The organism is Blautia obeum ATCC 29174 (assembly GCF_025147765.1).
Taxonomy (GTDB): domain Bacteria; phylum Bacillota; class Clostridia; order Lachnospirales; family Lachnospiraceae; genus Blautia_A; species Blautia_A obeum.
Map to the genome: position 1 here is coordinate 2,536,294 of NZ_CP102265.1, position 18,920 is coordinate 2,555,213.

At 42.5% G+C, this 18,920-nt stretch carries 19 protein-coding genes; all 19 read right to left on the reverse strand.

Annotation, left to right across the window (positions count from 1 at the left end):
* Positions 1-18: 18 nt before the first annotated feature.
* The 19 genes from purB to NQ503_RS12350 all read right to left on the reverse strand — a co-directional run bounded on the left by purB (position 19) and on the right by NQ503_RS12350 (position 18,811).
* Positions 19-1,452, reverse strand: a complete 1,434-nt coding sequence (gene purB, locus NQ503_RS12260; RefSeq protein ID WP_005428696.1) for an adenylosuccinate lyase — start codon at positions 1,450-1,452, stop codon at positions 19-21.
* Between the two features lie 111 nt (positions 1,453-1,563).
* Complete coding sequence (locus tag NQ503_RS12265; RefSeq protein WP_005428695.1) at positions 1,564-2,313, reverse strand: amino acid ABC transporter ATP-binding protein; 750 nt, start codon at positions 2,311-2,313, stop codon at positions 1,564-1,566.
* Positions 2,314-2,345: 32 nt separating this feature from the next.
* Positions 2,346-2,993: an amino acid ABC transporter permease gene (locus NQ503_RS12270; RefSeq protein WP_005428694.1), complete on the reverse strand. Its 648-nt coding sequence runs from the start codon at positions 2,991-2,993 to the stop codon at positions 2,346-2,348.
* 85 nt (positions 2,994-3,078) lie between these two features.
* Positions 3,079-3,948, reverse strand: coding sequence for an amino acid ABC transporter substrate-binding protein (locus tag NQ503_RS12275; protein ID WP_005428693.1), 870 nt, complete (start codon positions 3,946-3,948; stop codon positions 3,079-3,081).
* Between the two features lie 145 nt (positions 3,949-4,093).
* Positions 4,094-6,202 carry a glycoside hydrolase family 13 protein gene (locus NQ503_RS12280; RefSeq protein ID WP_005428692.1) on the reverse strand — a complete coding sequence of 703 codons (2,109 nt, stop codon included), beginning with the start codon at positions 6,200-6,202 and terminating at the stop codon, positions 4,094-4,096.
* 135 nt (positions 6,203-6,337) lie between these two features.
* Positions 6,338-6,853, reverse strand: coding sequence for an O-acetyl-ADP-ribose deacetylase (locus NQ503_RS12285; RefSeq protein ID WP_005428691.1), 516 nt, complete (start codon positions 6,851-6,853; stop codon positions 6,338-6,340).
* 91 nt (positions 6,854-6,944) lie between these two features.
* On the reverse strand, positions 6,945-7,763 hold the full coding sequence (locus NQ503_RS12290; RefSeq protein ID WP_005428690.1) for a type IV pilin protein: 819 nt from the start codon (positions 7,761-7,763) through the stop codon (positions 6,945-6,947).
* Positions 7,764-8,476: 713 nt separating this feature from the next.
* Complete coding sequence (gene ftsH / locus NQ503_RS12295) at positions 8,477-10,264, reverse strand: ATP-dependent zinc metalloprotease FtsH (protein WP_005428689.1); 1,788 nt, start codon at positions 10,262-10,264, stop codon at positions 8,477-8,479.
* Between the two features lie 64 nt (positions 10,265-10,328).
* Positions 10,329-10,862, reverse strand: coding sequence for a hypoxanthine phosphoribosyltransferase (gene hpt, locus NQ503_RS12300; RefSeq protein ID WP_005428688.1), 534 nt, complete (start codon positions 10,860-10,862; stop codon positions 10,329-10,331).
* Positions 10,859-12,274, reverse strand: coding sequence for a tRNA lysidine(34) synthetase TilS (tilS, locus tag NQ503_RS12305; protein WP_005428687.1), 1,416 nt, complete (start codon positions 12,272-12,274; stop codon positions 10,859-10,861). The genes hpt and tilS overlap by 4 nt, the downstream gene beginning before the upstream one ends.
* 19 nt (positions 12,275-12,293) lie before the next feature.
* A complete protein-coding gene (locus NQ503_RS12310) occupies positions 12,294-13,787 on the reverse strand; it encodes a SpoIIE family protein phosphatase (protein ID WP_005428686.1) in 1,494 nt (497 codons plus the stop codon).
* A gap of 132 nt (positions 13,788-13,919) precedes the next feature.
* Positions 13,920-14,234, reverse strand: coding sequence for an FtsB family cell division protein (locus NQ503_RS12315; protein ID WP_022388587.1), 315 nt, complete (start codon positions 14,232-14,234; stop codon positions 13,920-13,922).
* The gene (gene yabQ, locus NQ503_RS12320) at positions 14,206-14,574 is read right to left on the reverse strand and encodes a spore cortex biosynthesis protein YabQ (RefSeq protein ID WP_161283404.1); all 369 of its coding nucleotides are present in this window, start codon (positions 14,572-14,574) and stop codon (positions 14,206-14,208) included. Before yabQ ends, NQ503_RS12315 begins: the two co-directional genes overlap by 29 nt.
* A 19-nt stretch (positions 14,575-14,593) precedes the next feature.
* Positions 14,594-14,881, reverse strand: coding sequence for a sporulation protein YabP (gene yabP, locus NQ503_RS12325; RefSeq protein WP_319638619.1), 288 nt, complete (start codon positions 14,879-14,881; stop codon positions 14,594-14,596).
* A 63-nt stretch (positions 14,882-14,944) separates the two neighbouring features.
* The gene (locus NQ503_RS12330) at positions 14,945-15,184 is read right to left on the reverse strand and encodes an RNA-binding S4 domain-containing protein (RefSeq protein ID WP_005428682.1); all 240 of its coding nucleotides are present in this window, start codon (positions 15,182-15,184) and stop codon (positions 14,945-14,947) included.
* 60 nt (positions 15,185-15,244) lie between these two features.
* Positions 15,245-15,520 carry an HU family DNA-binding protein gene (locus tag NQ503_RS12335; protein WP_005428681.1) on the reverse strand — a complete coding sequence of 92 codons (276 nt, stop codon included), beginning with the start codon at positions 15,518-15,520 and terminating at the stop codon, positions 15,245-15,247.
* A 99-nt stretch (positions 15,521-15,619) separates the two neighbouring features.
* Entirely contained in the window at positions 15,620-16,021 is a 402-nt protein-coding gene (locus NQ503_RS17640) for a MazG nucleotide pyrophosphohydrolase domain-containing protein (RefSeq protein ID WP_005428679.1), read from the reverse strand.
* Positions 16,022-16,029: 8 nt separating this feature from the next.
* Positions 16,030-17,763, reverse strand: coding sequence for a phospho-sugar mutase (locus tag NQ503_RS12345; protein ID WP_005428677.1), 1,734 nt, complete (start codon positions 17,761-17,763; stop codon positions 16,030-16,032).
* 76 nt (positions 17,764-17,839) lie between these two features.
* Entirely contained in the window at positions 17,840-18,811 is a 972-nt protein-coding gene (locus NQ503_RS12350; RefSeq protein WP_044926394.1) for a CotS family spore coat protein, read from the reverse strand.
* Positions 18,812-18,920 lie beyond the last annotated feature (109 nt).

Here is an 18,920-nt window from a genome sequence, read left to right on the forward strand (position 1 = left end):
CGTGCTTTATTTGATCTATCATACGTTTATCTCTGCTGTCATACCCAACATGTCTTTGTGTGCATCCAGAACCGGCTGTACAGTCTTCTCAATAAATGTAACCGTCTGTTCTTTGGCTCTTCCGACATATCTGGATGGTTCCATGGATTTACGAAGCTCGTCAATTGTCAGATTAAATGCAGGATCTGCTGCGATTCTCTCCAGAAGGTCGTTATCCTTTCCTTCTACCTTGACAGTACGTCCAGCTTCCATAGAAAGTTCACGGATACGCTCATGAAGTTCCTGACGGTCTCCACCTGCTTTTACAGCATCCATCATGATGTTTTCTGTCGCCATAAACGGAAGCTCTGCCATCATATGTTTCTCGATTACTTTCGGATAAACAACCAGTCCGTCAACAACATTCAGGCACAGATCCAGGATACCATCGATTGCCAGGAATCCCTCCGGAATACTGAGTCGTTTGTTTGCGGAGTCATCCAGGGTTCTCTCAAACCACTGTGTCGCAGAGGTGATTGCCGGATTCAGTGCATCAACCATCACATATCTGGAAAGAGATGCAATACGTTCGCTTCTCATTGGGTTTCTCTTATAAGCCATTGCAGAGGAACCAATCTGTGATTTTTCAAATGGTTCTTCTACTTCTTTCAGATGCTGCAGAAGGCGGATATCATTGGACATCTTATGTGCGCTTGCCGCAATACCTGCAAGAATATTCAGGACTCTTGTATCTACTTTACGGGAATAGGTCTGTCCGGATACCGGATAGCAGTTCTTGAATCCCATCTTTTCTGCGATCATCGGATCAATCTTGTCGATTGTCTCCTGATCCCCTTCAAACAGTTCCAGGAAACTTGCCTGTGTTCCGGTAGTTCCCTTGGAACCCAGAAGTTTCAATGTGCCCATTACATATTCCAGATCTTCCAGATCCATCAGGAATTCCTGTGTCCAGAGAGTTGCACGTTTACCAACTGTTGTCGGCTGTGCCGGCTGGAAATGTGTAAATGCAAGAGTTGGCTGTTCTTTGTATTTATCTGCAAATTTTGACAGTTCTGCAATTACGTTCACCAGTTTTTTCTGAACCAGCTTCAAAGCCTCAGCCATCACAATGATATCTGTGTTGTCACCTACATAACAAGATGTTGCACCCAGATGGATGATTCCTTTTGCTTTCGGGCACTGTACGCCATATGCATACACGTGAGACATAACGTCATGGCGTACCTGACGTTCTCTTTCTTTTGCCACATCATAGTTGATATCATCCTTGTGAGCTTTCAGTTCATCAATCTGCTCCTGAGTGATATTCAGGCCAAGTTCTTTTTCTGTTTCAGCCAGAGCGATCCACAATCTTCTCCAGGTGCGAAATTTCATATCCGGAGAAAAAATGTACTGCATTTCCTTGCTGGCATAACGCTCTGAAAGGGGACTTACGTATCTGTCTGTACTCATGTATTTACTCCTATCATCTCACTCGATTAACCGCAGGGGTAACTGCGGTTGCTCGGATTTCCTATCATTACGCAGAAATTATATAACATCGCATCATTAAAAGCAATCCCTTTATTCCTCTCCCTGATGAAATTTACCAAGGAATCCTTTGATTCGTGCATTACTTGAAGAAAATACTTCCTGTGGAGTGCCTTCTACAGCAATTACACCTTTATCCATAAAAATAACTCTGTCTGAAATATCCCGAGCAAAGTTCATTTCATGTGTCACGATCACCATCGTGATATGGATATCCGCCAGTGAACGGATTACTCTCAAAACTTCTCCGGTAAGTTCCGGATCAAGTGCGGAAGTCGGCTCATCAAAGAACAGGATTTTTGGATTCAGTGCAAGGGCTCTTGCTATCGCAACTCGCTGGCACTGTCCGCCTGACAACTGATACGGATAAGCATCTTCTTTATCAGACAATCCCATCTTTGCCAGAAGATCTCTCGCTTCTCTGTAAACCTCATCTTTATTTCTCTTCTGCACATGGATTGGTGCATCGGTAATATTTTTCATGACCGTATAATGCGGAAACAGATTAAAGTTCTGAAAAACCAGGCCAAAGCAGGACTGAATCTCTTTCAGTTTTGTTTTATTCGGCAGACAGACTTTACCATTTTCGGTCCAGACCGTTTTATTTCCCATATAACTTACTTCACCGTCATCAATCAATGTCAGCAGTGTCGCACAGCGAAGAAGCGTGGATTTACCGGAGCCTGAGGAACCGATAATTGAAACGACCTCTCCTTCATTTACATGAATCGACACATCTTTCAGTACCTGAAGACCGTCGAACTCTTTTTTGATATGATTCATTTCCAGAAGACTTGTACTCAAAGCATTTCCTCCTAACGATAGTAATTCAGTTTCTTTTCAAACCATTCCATAACCCAGGCAACTACAAAGTTAAAGATATAGTAGAATACCCCGGCGATCACAAACGGAACAACTGTTGTCTGCGCAGCTGCGATCTGTTTTGCCAGCGCAAACATCTCAATATAAGATACCGAATAAACAAGGGAGGTATCTTTGACAAGTGTAATGACTTCATTTGTCACAGAAGGAAGCACGATCTTTACAACCTGCGGTAATACGATTTTGAAAAATGTCTGGCTTTTATTGTATCCCAGAAGCTGTGCTGCCTCATACTGTCCCACCGGAATCGACTCAATTCCGGAACGATAGATTTCTGCAAAATATGCGGCATAATTCAGAGAACATCCCAGAATGATCGCGGTAAATTTATAATTGCCGATATTCATTCCCCACAGATAGAACGGTCCAAAATACCACAGCAGCAGCTGCAGCATCAGTGGTGTTCCTCGCATAATAGAAATATACGCCTTAACGATCCAGCTTAATGGCTTGAACCTGCTCACACGTCCAAAATATACAACCATGCCAAGTGGCAGGGAAAATAACAGTGTCAGAAAAAAGATCAGCAGCGTCTGCCCAAACCCTGTGGTAAGCTGTTGTAACATTACCTGAAAACTCATGTACTCTCCTCCATAAACCTACAAGAGGGATGCCACCCGGAAAACCGGGAAGCATCCCATTCTGTATTCGTATTTTATGTATTGCTTATTTTTCTTCTGTTTTATCTGTTTCTGCATCATCTGTTGCATCTTTGGAATCCTCTGCCGATGCATCATCAGAAGCTTTCAGTGTTACCATATCTGCGATTTCATACTTCTCAGCAAGTTCTGCAACCGTTCCATCATCTGCAAGTTTCTGAAGGTCTGCATTCACAATATCACAGAGTTCTGTATTACCCTTTTTAAATCCGATTGCATACTGTTCTGTATTCAGTGTCTCATCAAGGATCTTGAATCCCTCTCCTCTGGAATTCAGCTGATATTTAGCAACTCCGACATCGATTGCCAGTGCATCCAGTGCCCCTGCCTGCAGTTCTGTGAATGCAGTATTGTAATCTGCAAATTCATTCAGTGCTCCAAAAGTATCCGCCAGTTCTTTCTGTCCGCCTTCTTCCTCACTCTGAAGAAGATCCAGTGCTGCGGAAGCTGCCTGCACACCAACGGTCTTACCGGCAAGATCTGTAAGCTTCTCAATTCCGGAATCATCTGCAACAACGATTACCTGACTGTTATCTACATACGGCTCTGAGAAAGTATAATCATCTTCTCTTCCGTTCATAGTAAATCCATTCCAGATACAGTCGATAGATCCGGAATTCAGTTCCATATCCTTGGAATCCCAGTTGATTGGTTTTTTCTCCAGCTCCCAGCCTTCCAGGTCACACACAGCCTGTGCCAGTTCCAGGTCAAATCCTGTGTATTCACCATTCTCATCCATATATCCATATGGCGGATATTCCGCATCAAATCCAACGATCAGAGTCTTATCTTCTATTCCTGCCTGCACACTTACTGCAGATACCATTCCCAGTGCCATTACTGCTGTCATAACTACTGCAACTGCTTTTTTCTTCATCTCTCTATCTCCCTTGACATATTATTTTTCTTTTAGTACGTAGCCACTCTACCACGTGAAAGTATTGATATCGTAACATACCCATTCTGACCTGTCAAGTGAATTTTGCGCTGCAGCTTTCATATAGCATACCAACTCTCTAATCTTACATCTGGTCTTTATGATGCAGTACTGTCACACTGCACGGTGGCAGATACAGATTCAGCGATCCAGCCTGGCACAGAATCTGTTTCTGGTGGTCTGTATACCCTTCCTGAGAAGATTGCACCAGCCTTGTAAATACTGTTTCTTCCAGTCTGCTGATTCCTGCCGGCCAGACTTCAATCATAACATCTCTGCCTTCATCCCGGTTGTTCAGTACGATGATCATCTGCTCCGTATGAGAGAATCTCGCATAACAGAGGCCCTGATAATCATTCCATAGGAATTTCAGAGAACCGCTTCTGAGCATTTTGTATTTCTTATGAACCGCGATCATGACCTTGTAGAAATTCAGAAGTTCCATATCTTCATGCCCCCACGGGTAAGTTCTCCGGTTATCCGGATCTGTAAATCCGCAGACACCTGCCTCATCCCCATAATACAATGTAGGAGCTCCCGGCCATGTCATCTGTATGGCAATCGCTTCACGCATGATCGCCGTATTGATATTTTCAGACGCCGCCTGTGCTCCGGCATAGGAAACACGTCCAACCCTGTGATTTGTTCTGGTAAGGAATCTGGAATGATCATGATTTGACAATTCATTCATCGCAGTGTGAAGAGATGACATATGCAAAGAGCGCATATGCGTCTTCATTGCTCCGATAAACGCATCACTGTTTCCATAAAGATCCTCTCTATATTCATCACTGTGTTTTTCCATTCCGGTCAGGAACCATGTCACAGGCTCCATGAACGCATCATAGTTCATGACAGAATCCCACTCATCTCCCTGCAGCCATCCTTCCGGACTTCCATAATGTTCTGCAAGAATCAGTGCTTCCGGATTCGCTTCCTTGACCGCTTTACGGAAATCTTTCCAGAACTGGTGATTAAACTCATTGCTGTGTCCCAGATCTGCTGCCACATCCAGTCTCCAGCCATCCACATTATATGGTGCAGACACCCACTTCTGTGCCACTTTCAGGACATAATCATACAATTCTCCTGAACCTTCATAATTCAGTTTCGGAAGTGTATCATGCGTCCACCATCCATCATAAGTCGGATTATAAGGCCAGCGATTCTGATCATGAAAATCAAAGAAATAGCGATACGGACTGTCTGCAGATATATAAGCTCCCGGTGCATAACCTTCCTGTCCTTCATATATTCTTTCTCTGTCCATCCACTTATTAAAAGATCCACAATGGTTGAATACTCCATCCAGAATAATCTTCATGCCACGTTTATGCAGTTCTTCCACAAGCTGTGCAAACATCTGATTACTTGCCTCCAGATTGCGCTTATCTGTCACCCTGCGAATGTATTTTGACGCATGTGAATTATCCCTGTCACCAGGAGCCAGCAGTCCATCACAGTCTTCAACGATCTTTCCGTAATGTGGATCCACATAATCGTAATCCTGACAGTCGTATTTGTGGTTACTTGGTGATACGAAGATTGGATTAAGATACAGCACTTCAACGCCCAACTCTTCAAAATAATCCAGTTTGTCAATAATGCCCTGCAGGTCTCCTCCATAGAATTCCCTGACTCCCATAACTGCCGGAGTCTTGGACCAATCTGTCACTTTTTCACTGTGTTCACCAATATATGCATATTCGTCGCTTTCCACATCGTTGGACGGATCTCCATTGCGGAATCGATCCACAAAAATCTGATACATCACCGCACCCTTTGCCCAGTCAGGTGTATGATAATTCGGATAGATTTCAAACTGTGCCCATTCCTGCAGCTCAGAACAGACTCCCTGTTCCGTGTAATAGCATGTAGCCCATCCATACTGAATTTCAAAATGATACCGAAAAATCTCTTCCGGCATCACAATCTTTGTTCCATAATAATCAAAACCTTTTGTGGTTTTGTATACTTTCATTTTATATTTCTGATCTCCGGATACGAGATATACCGCATCCACATTATTCTTCTGGGTTCTGAAGCTGATTATTACCTTTTCGCCACTCTTTGGCTCAGTAGGATTTCTGTAATACCTTGTTCCGTCACTGAAAAGAGCCTCCTTGTTAAACACTGGTCTCATATTCAGAATATACTGCATTTTTCTTGCAATATCTTCGTTTTCCTGCTTCATTGTCAATCTTCCTTGTCTGTATTATTTATATTGCACTGGAAATGTAATCTGCATTTCCAGGTTTCTTGGTTTGTAGTCTATTTTTGTGGTGGAAATGTCATCTACATTTCTCATTTTCTTTGTTGTAGTCTACTTTTATATTAAGGATACCTCAGTTTCATATGCGGATGCGGCCTGGTCGTTAAATAGCACCCACTCAACAAGATCAAACCTATCAGGATTCTCCTGCAGAAATCTACAAACTGTTTTTACCGCAATCTTAGCAGCTCTCTCTACCGGAAAATGATAAACTCCCGTAGATATAGATGGAAATGCGATTGTTCTAATATCATTCTCCATCGCAAGCTTTAACGAATTATAATAACAATCTGTAAGAAGCTTATCTTCATTATTTTTTCCGCCATTCCATATCGGTCCAACCGTGTGAATCACGTAATCGCATGGCAGATTATATGCCCTGGTTATCTTTGCCTCTCCTGTTTCGCAACCATGAAGCGTCCTGCATTCTGCAAGAAGTTCCGGACCTGCAGCATGATGGATTGCACCATCAACACCGCCACCACCAAGAAGAGAATTATTAGCAGCATTTACAATTGCCTGTACATCTGTAATTTTGGTTATATCACCTTTGACTGTCTTAATCGTAAACATAAACTTCGCGATACCTCTCTGTTACAATTTATTATTCGTAACTTTTCATCCCCTTGCGGGATACTACCTTCTGAATAGTTACTATTATTCTTCATTTTTCATTTGGCGTAATGTCCTGCCAGGTCTTACCTTCGTCAGTTGTCTGATAGACCTTATTTTCGTTTACATAGGTAAACATATTGATGGAGCCATCTTTGCCGTAGGTGTAGTATGCAAAGCCCTGGTGTGTAAAATGATCATAATCGTTCTCCACTTTACGGAAAGGACTTTGATCGTAGGAGGCAGGCTTCGGTGTATAACCTATTAATGCATCTTTGAAAGCGGATGAATCCGCATAATAGACACGGGTAGTATACCGTTCTCCATTAATATAGAATGTCTGATTAGAGAAGAAGGCCTTATTATTATTCATGTTGGCATCACCAATCCGCTTATATCCCTTTTTAAGGGTAGTTAAAGTTTCATCCAACTTTCCATTATATGTTGGTCTCACTGCCACATCAATTCCACCACTCCAGGTAAAAATCACACCTTTATTTTTATCATAGGAAACTACACAGGTTCCGTTTCGGCCCGGTGTTCCAACCCAGTTATCTGTATTTGTGCCATCAAAGGAAGCACTCCCGACTGTAATTGGAAGTGGACTCTGCCAGCCGGGATGTTTTTGTTTTAACTTGAAACTAATAGGCTCTGGATCTTCTTCCTTTTCAGCCACATTCATCATTAATTCATTATATGCAGATTTGGCATTTGCCAGATCTGTTGCCTCCCGGCTTTTCTCAATATACTTGGTATAGGCAGGCGCTAAAATCGCCACCAACACACCTAGAATTGCTACAATAATAATCAATTCTACGAGCGTGAATCCCTGTACAGATTCTTTGCTTTTTTTCGTTTTTTTTAACATCATATTTCTCCCCTAGGTAAACTCACATATTGGATTAATGATAACATGAATCCATTTTGACGTAAAGAAGTTCTGGAGTCTAGGATTGTATCTGATTTTCTCCTTTTCGCGATTTGCAGTCACTTTTCACCACCAGAAGTGTATCCTATTTTCTCCTTTTCTTGATTTACAGTCACTTTAGAAAACTGGGAGTTATCTTTTTTTCTCCTTTTTCCGATTTGCAGTCACTTTGGAAACCCGGGAGTGTATCTTTTTTTCTCTTTTTGGCGATTTGCGGTCACTTTAGGATTCATGAGTGTATCTGCATTTTACTTTTTTGCAATCTGCGGTCACTTTTCACCACCAGAAGTGTATCCTATTTTCTCCTTTTCTTGATTTGCAGTCACATTTTAACCCCGGAAATGTATCTGCATTTCTCCTTTTTGCGATTTGCGGTCACTTACCGGCGCCAGAAAGCGATGTCCAAAGCTTGGTGAGTAACAAAAAAACGCAACAAAAGACGATTTTCTCGCCTGATGCTGCGGTTTTTTTAGACAGTAAAAAAGACAGCGGGATAAGCTGTCTTTTTTGGAGAAGGTATTTCTTCTTATGGGGTGTAGCAAAAACTATATAATGTATTGGGGGGTTTTTACGGTTATTATAGTACCATGACTCCCTCCAAAAGTGTGCACAAACTTCACAAAATTTAGTATTTGTTTTTATGCACTTTGTATATCTTATTCTTGAGGCATTTCATTTTTCGCTGTAAAAAGTGCCTCAAACTCATCGCGCTGAATCTTTTCCTTCTCTAAAAGAAGTGCTGCACACTTATGAAGGACATCCATATGCTGAGAAATAATCTTTCTTGCATCTGCATGGCAGCGGTCAATAATATCATGAACCTCTTTGTCAATCTCTTTTGCAACTTCTTCACTGTAGCTTCTGGTATGTGCCAGATCACGTCCGATAAAGACTTCATCTCCATCATCCCCGTAAGTGATCAGCCCAAGCTTGTCAGACATACCATACTGCATGACCATTGCACGTGCTGTACTGGTTGCACGCTTAATATCATTTGATGCACCTGTTGTAATATCCCCAAAGATGATTTCTTCAGCAACACGTCCACCCAGAAGTGTCGTAATATCCTGCAACATCTTGCCTTTGGTATTAAACATGTCATCATTTTCAGGAAGAGGCATGGTATATCCTGCGGCTCCCATTCCGGTAGGAATAATGGAAATCGTATATACTGGATCCATATCCGGAAGTACATGGAATAAGATCGCATGTCCGGCCTCATGATATGCTGTGATCTTCTTCTCTTTCTCAGAAATAACTTTGCTTCGTTTCTCTGCCCCGATACCAACTTTGATAAATGCATGCTTGATATCCAGCTGTGTAATATAACTGCGTCCTGATCTGGCAGCCATGATCGCAGCCTCATTCAGAAGGTTTTCAAGATCTGCCCCTGTAAAACCGGCAGTTGTCTGCGCGATCTGTGCAAGATCCACATCTTCTCCAAGCGGTTTGTCTTTTGCATGAACTCTGAGGATTTCTTCCCTTCCTTTGATATCCGGGCGGCCTACTGCAACCTTACGGTCAAAACGGCCAGGACGAAGAATCGCCGGATCAAGGATATCCACACGGTTGGTAGCCGCCATAACGATAATTCCTTCATTTACACCGAAACCATCCATCTCTACTAGAAGCTGGTTCAGAGTCTGCTCTCTTTCATCATGTCCACCACCCATTCCAGTACCACGTTGTCTGGCAACTGCATCAATCTCATCAATAAAGATGATACATGGTGCATGCTTCTTGCCCTCTTCAAACAGGTCACGTACACGGGATGCGCCGACACCGACAAACATCTCTACAAAATCAGATCCTGAAATAGAGAAAAACGGAACTCCCGCTTCTCCGGCAACTGCTTTTGCAAGAAGTGTCTTACCTGTTCCAGGAGGTCCTACAAGGATCACTCCTTTCGGAATCCTTGCTCCAACATTTGTATATTTCTGTGGAGCTTTCAAAAAATCAACAACCTCGACCAGATCTTCTTTTTCTTCCTGAAGACCTGCCACATTCTGAAATGTAACTTTTTTGTCATCCGGCAGCATCATTCGGGCACGGCTCTTTCCAAAATTCATCATCTTGGCATTACCTCCGCCTCCTGACATCTGACGGTTCATCATAAGAAACAGGAAAATCACCAGCCCACCTGTGAGAAGTACCGGAAAAAATGTTGTCATAAATACACTTTCCTGCGGAACATCTGCCACTTCCGGATGAATGCCGTAGCCTTCCAGAAGCTTCTGTGCGTCTTTAACATCTGTTACATATACTTTTTTCTTCCCTTCACCTTCGATATCCGCAACAACGGAACCGGTAGGCACTTCCCTGTTCTGGTAGATTTTTGCAGAAGAAAGCTTACCATCCTCTGCTGCCTGTTTCATACTTTCCATTGAGTAACTGCTCTGTGATGCTACCTGATTGTTCAGATAAAAGTATCCGGCAACCAACATCACGATCAATACAAGATACAGGCCAATTCTGCCTGACTGTTTATTCACCTGCTGCTGTCTCCTTTCAATCCTGGTTTTCTAATTCAACCACCCCGATAAACGGAAGATTTCTGTATTTCTGTGCGTAATCCAGACCATATCCTACTACAAATTCATCCGGAATATTAAAACAGCAGTAGTCTACTTTTACGTCTTTTACCCTGCGTTCCGGTTTGTCCAGCAGTGTGCACAGACGGATGCTGTTTGGATTTCTTCCCTTCAGGATTTCGATCAGGTAGCTGAGAGTTCTTCCTGAGTCAATGATATCCTCCACGATCAGAACATCTTTGCCGATCAGCGGCTGATCCAGATCTTTTACGATTTTTACAACACCACTGGATTTTGTATCATCACCATAGCTGGATACTGACATAAAATCAAGGGATACCGGAACAGTAATTCTCTTTGCCAGTTCACAGGTAAAGAATACGCCACCCTTCAGAACACAGATAAGATGTATTTCCCTTCCTGCATAATCCCTGCTGATCTGGGCTGCAATCTGCTTAATTCTTGCATCCACTTCTTCTTCACTCAGTAAAACTTTGATTTTTTCACTCATTGTACGTTTCCTCCTTGGTATGTGATCTCCAATACCCTTCCTGTTTCGGAAGTGATTTTGTAACGCTCATTGATTCTTCCGCCTACGATCCACAAAACTTCATTTCCATCGACAACCAGTGGGAGTTTCCCTCTCAGTTCACCCGGAATTTTATCATCGATCATACAACGTGTCAGCTTCTTATGCCCGCCGCTCTGACTGACTGCCATATAATCACCGCTTCTGCGTGTGCGGACAGTCAGTTCGCAATTTATTTTATCACAATCAAACCATTTCGTATACTTTTTTTCCAAAATCTTCTCACCATTATATGAATAAATTTTTGCAGTAAAGCATCCCTGCTTCCATTTCGTTTCTCCCGGAACAACAAGATTTTGGATTTTCAGTTCTTCTGTCTCACTATCTGATTCTGCAATCATATTTTTCTTTCGGATCTGTACTCCTTCATAAACTCTGGATGCCTCCAGTTCATATGGAAGATCTGCTTTTCGTCCAGTCTGCATACCATACAGATCTCTGATCTGTTTTATATGACCAGAGGTAAGGTCACTCTGATGTCCGCCTGTTACTTCTAATATCTCCCTGATCACATATGTCTGGATAATTGTTTCTTTTTTGAAAAACTCATGATCCAGGACATATCTGTCTTTTGCTTTCCTGTATCCTGCTGCCATTTCTCCTGCCAGCTTCGTAAAATAGGCTTCTGCCTGTCCGAATATTTCTGACGCTTCTGCCATATGTGTAACTGCCCTTGGATTTACTTCCTGCTCAATGAGTGGCAGAATGTGACGTCGTATACGGTTTCTCGTATAATCATCTTCCATATTGCTGCTGTCCAGAACTGTCTGAATGCTGTTCTCCTCTACATAATTGACGATTTCACTCCGTTCTAAACACAAAAGAGGCCGGATAATTTCTCCGTTCAGTGGCTTCAGCGAGCAGAGGCCCCTGATCCCGGTTCCCCTGGCCAGGTGATGCAGCATAGTTTCCGCCATATCATTTTGGTTATGTGCAAGCGCCACACGTACCTGTTCCGGTATCGCCACTGCATTTTCTTTCTCTTTTTCAAAAGCGATTCGACGCACTTTGCGGCCGGCTTCTTCGGTTCCCATCTTCCAACTAAGAGCCAGAGCAGGAACATCATAATTATATACTGCACACGGAATTTTCCATTCACTGCATATTTTCTCCACCATCTGCTGGTCCCGCAGAGCTTCTTTTCCACGGATTCCGTGATTTACATGTACTACACGGAGACGATAGCCAAATTCATCTCTGAGTCCATTCAATATATGAAGCATTGTCATCGAATCCGGACCGCCAGAAACACCAAGGATGATCTCTGAACAATTTTGCAGCATTCCTGTTTCAGTCATAAATCTTTTTACTTTCTGCAATGTATCTTTATACATCTTCTTTTCTCCTGTGTTTTTATTTTCTTACCACATTCGCTACAAGGACCGTCATATCATCCCTCGCATGATAATCGCTGTACCCGAGTGCCCGTTCCAAAATCCCCCGGCTGATCTCTCTGGGTGTTTCATCCTGAATATCCATAATGATCTCTTTCATCGTCTCTTCCTCACATTCAACAGGCAGCGCGTCCATCACACCATCGGTCATCATGATCAGATAATCTCCATGATACAATTTTCTGGATGCCGTGTCAAAATCAATCCTCTGTACCAGTCCCGCCGCAAGGCTTTCTGATGAAATAGCTTCCACCCAATGGTCACGTTTGATAAATGTCGAAGCTGCACCTGCTTTTAGGAACTCACAGATTCCCGTATAGAGATCTACTGCACAGATATCTACCGTAGAGAACATTCCTTCCCTGCCTTTCAGAACAAGCGCAGAATTTACCATACGTGCCGCAGTCTCCTGAGAAAAGCCGGAATCCAGAAACTGTTCCAGAAGTTCCACTACTATCTCACTTTCTCTGCATGCGTCCATACCCGATCCCATTCCATCAGACAGACACATCACAAATCTTCCACCGTCTTCCTGTCTGCAGATATAATTATCCCCTGATACTTTTTCATTTTCTCTTGTAAGTCTGGATACTCCGTATAACATCTGATAACTGACGTCTTCTACAAAATGAATCGTATGAAATTCCCCATTTACAATACACCGGCTTCCCTGCACAGACGTCATATTACTTTCGCATAACTCTGAGAGCATCTGTGCGACCTCTGTTACAGAAACACACTGTCCGCTCCTGGCACGCAGAGTAAGAAAAATCTGTCTGCGCCCTTCAACTTTGTCCATCACCCACGCAGCTTTCAAAATCACATGTTTTCTTCGCAGATTCTTTTTCAGTTCTTCCTGAAATTCCGGTTCTGCTGCCGAAATATCATACAGATCATTTGCTACCGTCTCCATAATGGCCGCTGTCTCTGTCAGCTGCTGAGCCACTGCCAGCCGACTTTCGATCATACGATTCATCCATATAAGATTCTGTTTTTCCTGTCGAAACTGTTCGCGTACTTCTTCCAGATATTGCAATGATTTTCCGCATACGCTCCCCCATTGCATACGAAGTTTCTCAAGTTCTCCTTTATCATCTTTTTCGAGAGCACGTACCAGTGCTTCTCCCCCCTGACACATTGTTTCTGCCTGACTTCCCCAGCAGATTTCCCGATGATAGCAGTTACTGCACAGACGATCATTCGCATCCGTCAGAATACGCTCAATCTGCCCACTACTCAGGTATTCCTTTTTGTACGGCATTCCATAAAATGTATCCGCAAGTTTCTGAAAAGCTGCCGCATAGCGTTCCACTTTTTCTTTCTGAGGATGATCTTCTCCAATCGGAAATATTTCTTCTTTTTTCGACATTCTCCCCGTCAAAATAGTTTTTGCCATGTCCCGCAATATCAGCAGTACGCTGATCACGAGCATGGCAATTATCCATTCCTGCATATATCCCCCTCCCCTGATACTTCCCGGTAAGTATTACAATACTTTCACTAGAAAAATATTATAAGAGGGTTCTTTTAAAATATCTGTCAAATAAAGGAGATTGTTCCAGAAAACTTTTCTGCAAAATCTCCTTTATTTCTCTTCTTCAAATACAATCTCATTTCCTTTGACCAGACCAAGCTTATCTCTGGCAACTTCGGCTATATATTCATCCGTCTGCATGTACTCTTTCTGTTCATCTATTTCCTGTGTACGTTCCTGCTCACCTGCAATAGAATCTTCCAGCGCTGATGCCTTTGCATCGTATACAGCAATCCTCGCCTTAAGTGTCTGACTCTGATAAGTCAGTCCACCCAACAGAAGCAGAACAACAATAGCAATTGCTGCCATTCCAAGGTAGTTATTCGCTATTCTTTTTTTATTTTTTTTCTTTTTTGACTTTTTCAAAGCGTCTGCCCCTTCTATTACACCATAAACGTCTTTTCGTATGTCTATATGAAGAAATTTTACATCTTTTTACCAGAAATAGCAACCTATTTAACACAAAATTTGCAAAAATTCCACCAAAAGCAACACCTGCCAGCATAAAAAAGCGGATTCTGCCATAATTGCACTGATATAAAGCGGTAAAAAGCAGCAAACCAGCCAATAACCAGTACAAAATATCCACTGTACTGTTCCACATTCTGTCGCAGAACAAACGTCTTTTCAGCATATCGGTCAGCCTGTAAACAACAAGCATCCCTACTCCTGTTTCGAAAGCGCGAAAAAAAAGCAGTATTTCCAATCTGATATAACTGCTCATCTTACCGGAACATCCTTTTCAGCAAAGGTTCTTCTTTTTTCTGCGCATTCTTTGTCAGATAAGAAACACTGTTTACTTTTCCTTCAATCTCAGCCTCTCCCTTTTCGAGGTCAAGGCTTTTTACATGAAGCTGCTCTCCTTTGATCTGCACTTTCCCGGCCTCAGTCTGAAGCAATATCTCATTTTCATTAAACGAATGAATATCCTGAACACCTGTCAGTTTTCCATATTTACGCTCTTTTATCGTCAGACCGTGCACCTTGCCTGTCTTTTTTTCTTCCAACCCCACAGCTCCCATCCTGCATTTACTGTTAATCTATGTGAGAGCCCTGTCCAATAGACACAAAAACGATCAAAGATAGCGAAAAAGATTCTCTGCGTCTTCTTTACGAACCGTTTCTTTGATATCCAGCACCTCAACCTTTACGTTTTTGCTTCCAAACTGGATTTCAATCGTATCACCGGCTTTTACCTGTGCTGACGCCTTGGCCGGGCGGTCATTGACCAGCACTCGTCCGGCATCACATGCCTCGTTCGCAACCGTTCTTCTCTTGATCAGACGTGAGATTTTTAAATATTTATCAAGTCTCATATATACCTCCAGAAAAACAAAAGGGGGAACATATCTGTCCCCCCTAAAAGCACGATTTACTTATTCGTTTACCATATCTTTCAGAGCTTTACCAGCTTTGAATTTCGGAGCTTTAGAAGCTGCGATCTTCATTGTTTCACCAGTCTGAGGATTTCTTCCTTCTCTTGCTGCTCTTTCACTTACTTCAAATGTACCAAAACCAACTAACTGGATTTTTCCACCTTTTTTTAATTCGGATGCTACAACATCAGTGAAAGATTTTAATACAGCCTCTACATCTTTTTTGGAAAGGTTTGTTTCTTTCGCCATTGCTGCTACTAATTCTGTTTTATTCATGGTGTTCCTCCTCTAAATAACCTCATTCTTATTTATTGCGTAATGCTTCCTTGGCATATGCACGCTATTTACTATATATAAACCTTTTATGTCAAATTGTCAAGGCTTTTCGGCTTTTTCAGGCTCTTCTTCTGTCGCTTTTTCCAATTGTTTCAACTCTTCCCACGAAAGTCCAGCCAGCTGTTTATCCTCCGGTGAAAAGATCTTCGGATGCCGGAATTTCATTTTGGATGAAACGTCTCGGATCACATCCTCAACAGTAAAAAGTCCCTCTTCTTCCGCGATCACACTGTGAAGAGCCACCTGAAACAGCACATCTCCCAGTTCCTCACAAAGATTTGTGCTGTCATTTTCTTTTGAAAGACGGTCAATTCCTTCCAGTACCTCATTGCTTTCTTCCAGCAGATATTTTTTCAGGCTTTCATGCGTCTGCACACTGTCCCACGGACAATTTCGGCGTATTTTCCTGACAATTTCCATAAAATCATCAAATTCCCGCATATGCAAGTTTACATCATGGAGTCAACCATATCCAGAACAGCTTTGCCCATGACTGCTGATTTTTCATCCGCATCTGCCAGAGATGTACCTTTTACTCCGTAGTAGAACTTAACTTTTGGTTCTGTACCAGACGGACGAACACATACCCAGGCATCATTTGTCAGTTCATAATAAAGGACATTGGAATTCGGAAGTCCTGTCGGTGTAACTTCGCCTGTTTCCAGATTTTTGATCGTGTCTGCTTTGTAATCTCTTACAGCAACCACTTTGTGTCCTGCAAATTCTGCCGGCGGATTCTGGCGAAGTGAATTCATGATATCCTGAATCTTCTGCAGGCCTTCAATACCTTTCATAGTTACAGCTTTGATATCGTCTTTGTAATATCCAAACTGTTCATACATCTCGATCATTGCATCCCACAGAGTCTTACCCTGCGTCTTATAATATGCTGCCGCTTCGCAAAGTGCCATTGTTGCAACGATTGCATCCTTATCTCGTGCATATGTACCGATCAGGCAGCCATAGCTCTCTTCAAATCCAAAGAGATAAGATCCTTTTCCGCTCTTTTCAAATCCAAGGATCTGCTGTCCGATAAACTTAAATCCTGTAAGGACCTCGATCAATTTTACACCATAACCCTTGGCGATTGCATCTGCAAGATTGGTTGTAACAATTGTCTTGATCAGTGCACCGTCCTCCGGAAGGCTTCCGTTTACGGCTTTGCGCTGGCTGATCTCATAGTTTGCAAGAAGGCATCCGGACATGTTTCCTGTCAGGTCATGATATTCTCCGTTTTTGTCTTTGACACGAACGCCAAGACGGTCTGCATCCGGATCTGTCGCAAGAACAAGATCTGCGTCTACTTCTTTTGCAAGTTTCAGACCAAGTTCAAAAGCTTCTGCTGCTTCCGGATTCGGATAACTTACTGTTGGGAAATCTCCATCCGGAAGTTCCTGTTCTTTGACAACATAAACGTTCTCAAATCCAAGTTCTTTGAGGATTCTTCTTGCAGGAATGTTACCAGTTCCATGAAGTGGTGTGTACACGATCTTCAGATTCTTTCCTTCTGCCTGAATAGCATCCATATGAATAACCTGTTTCTTCAGTTCTGCCATGTATGCATCGTCCACTTCTTTGCCGATCACCTCGAAAAGGCCTGCTTTTTCGGCTTCAGCCTTGTCCATAGTCTTAACAGTATTCCAATCGGAAATTGCCTTAACTTCTCCCATGATTCCGCTGTCATGTGGCGGTGTGATCTGTGCACCGTCCTCCCAGTATACTTTGTATCCATTGTATTCCGGTGGGTTATGGCTTGCAGTTACATTGATACCGGCAACACATCCCAGATGACGTACCGCGAAAGAAAGCTCCGGTGTAGGTCTTAATGTCTCAAAGATATACGCTTTAATTCCGTTTGCTGCAAGACAAAGAGCTGCTTCCTGTGCAAATTCCGGTGACATATGGCGGGAATCATATGCGATTGCAACACCCTGGGATTTCTTGTCTACTTTTGCGATATAATTTGCAAGCCCCTGTGTTGCTCTTCTAACAACATAGATGTTCATACGATTGGTTCCGGCTCCAATGATTCCACGAAGACCAGCTGTACCAAACTCCAGATCCATATAAAAACGTTCTTTTATCTCATTTTCATCCTCTGCAATACTTTTCAATTCCTCTTTTGTTGCTTCGTCGAAGTATGGGTTTGCAATCCACTGCTCATAAACCTCTTTGTAATCCATACTAAAATACCTCCCTGTACAATGTATTTCCGACAGTTTCACTACTGTCTTTGATAGTTCTATATTATACACCTCTTCAGAAGAAAAAGGAAGCACAATATCGTTTCCACGCCTCCCGCTGTCGTATCAGATTTTGTAGTTTTTCTGTATTTTTCACAGAAATCCAGGTTTTGCGATGCGTATAATAATAATTTGCAAGTTTCCAGTATTTTTCAGGATAACTGAATCGAATCTTAAGATTTTTCCATTCTTCTTTGCTCACGGGTTTTATCTCATGATATGCTTTCAGCATTTCTTTTCCAAAGCGGACATCCCAGTTATATTTCTCGAGAATTTTTCTCATAAAGCGATACAGATCAGCCATCTGCGTATCAAATCCCCAATGTTCAAAGTTTGTAACTGCAGTTCCACTTTTTAAGATCAAAACATTATGCTGGTTATATTCTCCGTGGCAGACTTCACCCTCCGTTTCTGCTTTCTGGCGCAGCTCCTGATAACCGGACTCTCTTAATGCCGCATACGCCTCTTCTCCGTCTCTCAGGAAATCTTCTACTGTTGCCAGATATATTTTTTCAAAAGGACTGGATGCTCCCCGTTTTCTGATAAAACTGCGGATTTTTTTTAATTCCTGATTATGCCGCAGATATCCATTTTCCAATGACGGTTCTATATAATATTCTACAGTCGGTATATGCATGCGCTGATGCAGTTCTGCCATGGTGCGAATACTTTTGAAAATGTCTTCTTTGGAACGTGTATCGCATTCTCTGCCCTCATACCAGTGCTGCATTGTATATGGAATGCCGTCACGGTCGCGGCTGACCAGGTTTTCTTCCTGATTTGGAATATAGCAGTCCACCTTGCCGCCCTGACTCTGGATCTGCAGAAGCAATTCCTGTTGTTTCTGTAGTTTTTTTTCTGTTCCTTTGAATTCTTTTACGATGACAAGTCCTTTTTCTGTATGGCACAGAAGTCCGCCACGTGTCCGGGCTGTAGATTCGGCGGTGAGGCCATACTGCTCCAGTGTGCTGAGTCCATAATCATACAAATAAAAATCCCCCTCTTGATTTTGTACCTTCTATCTTATGTAGGGGGAATCCAGAAAATGTATGGTCCATTAATTAATATTCTCTTTCCTTGCAGGAATTTCGACATAC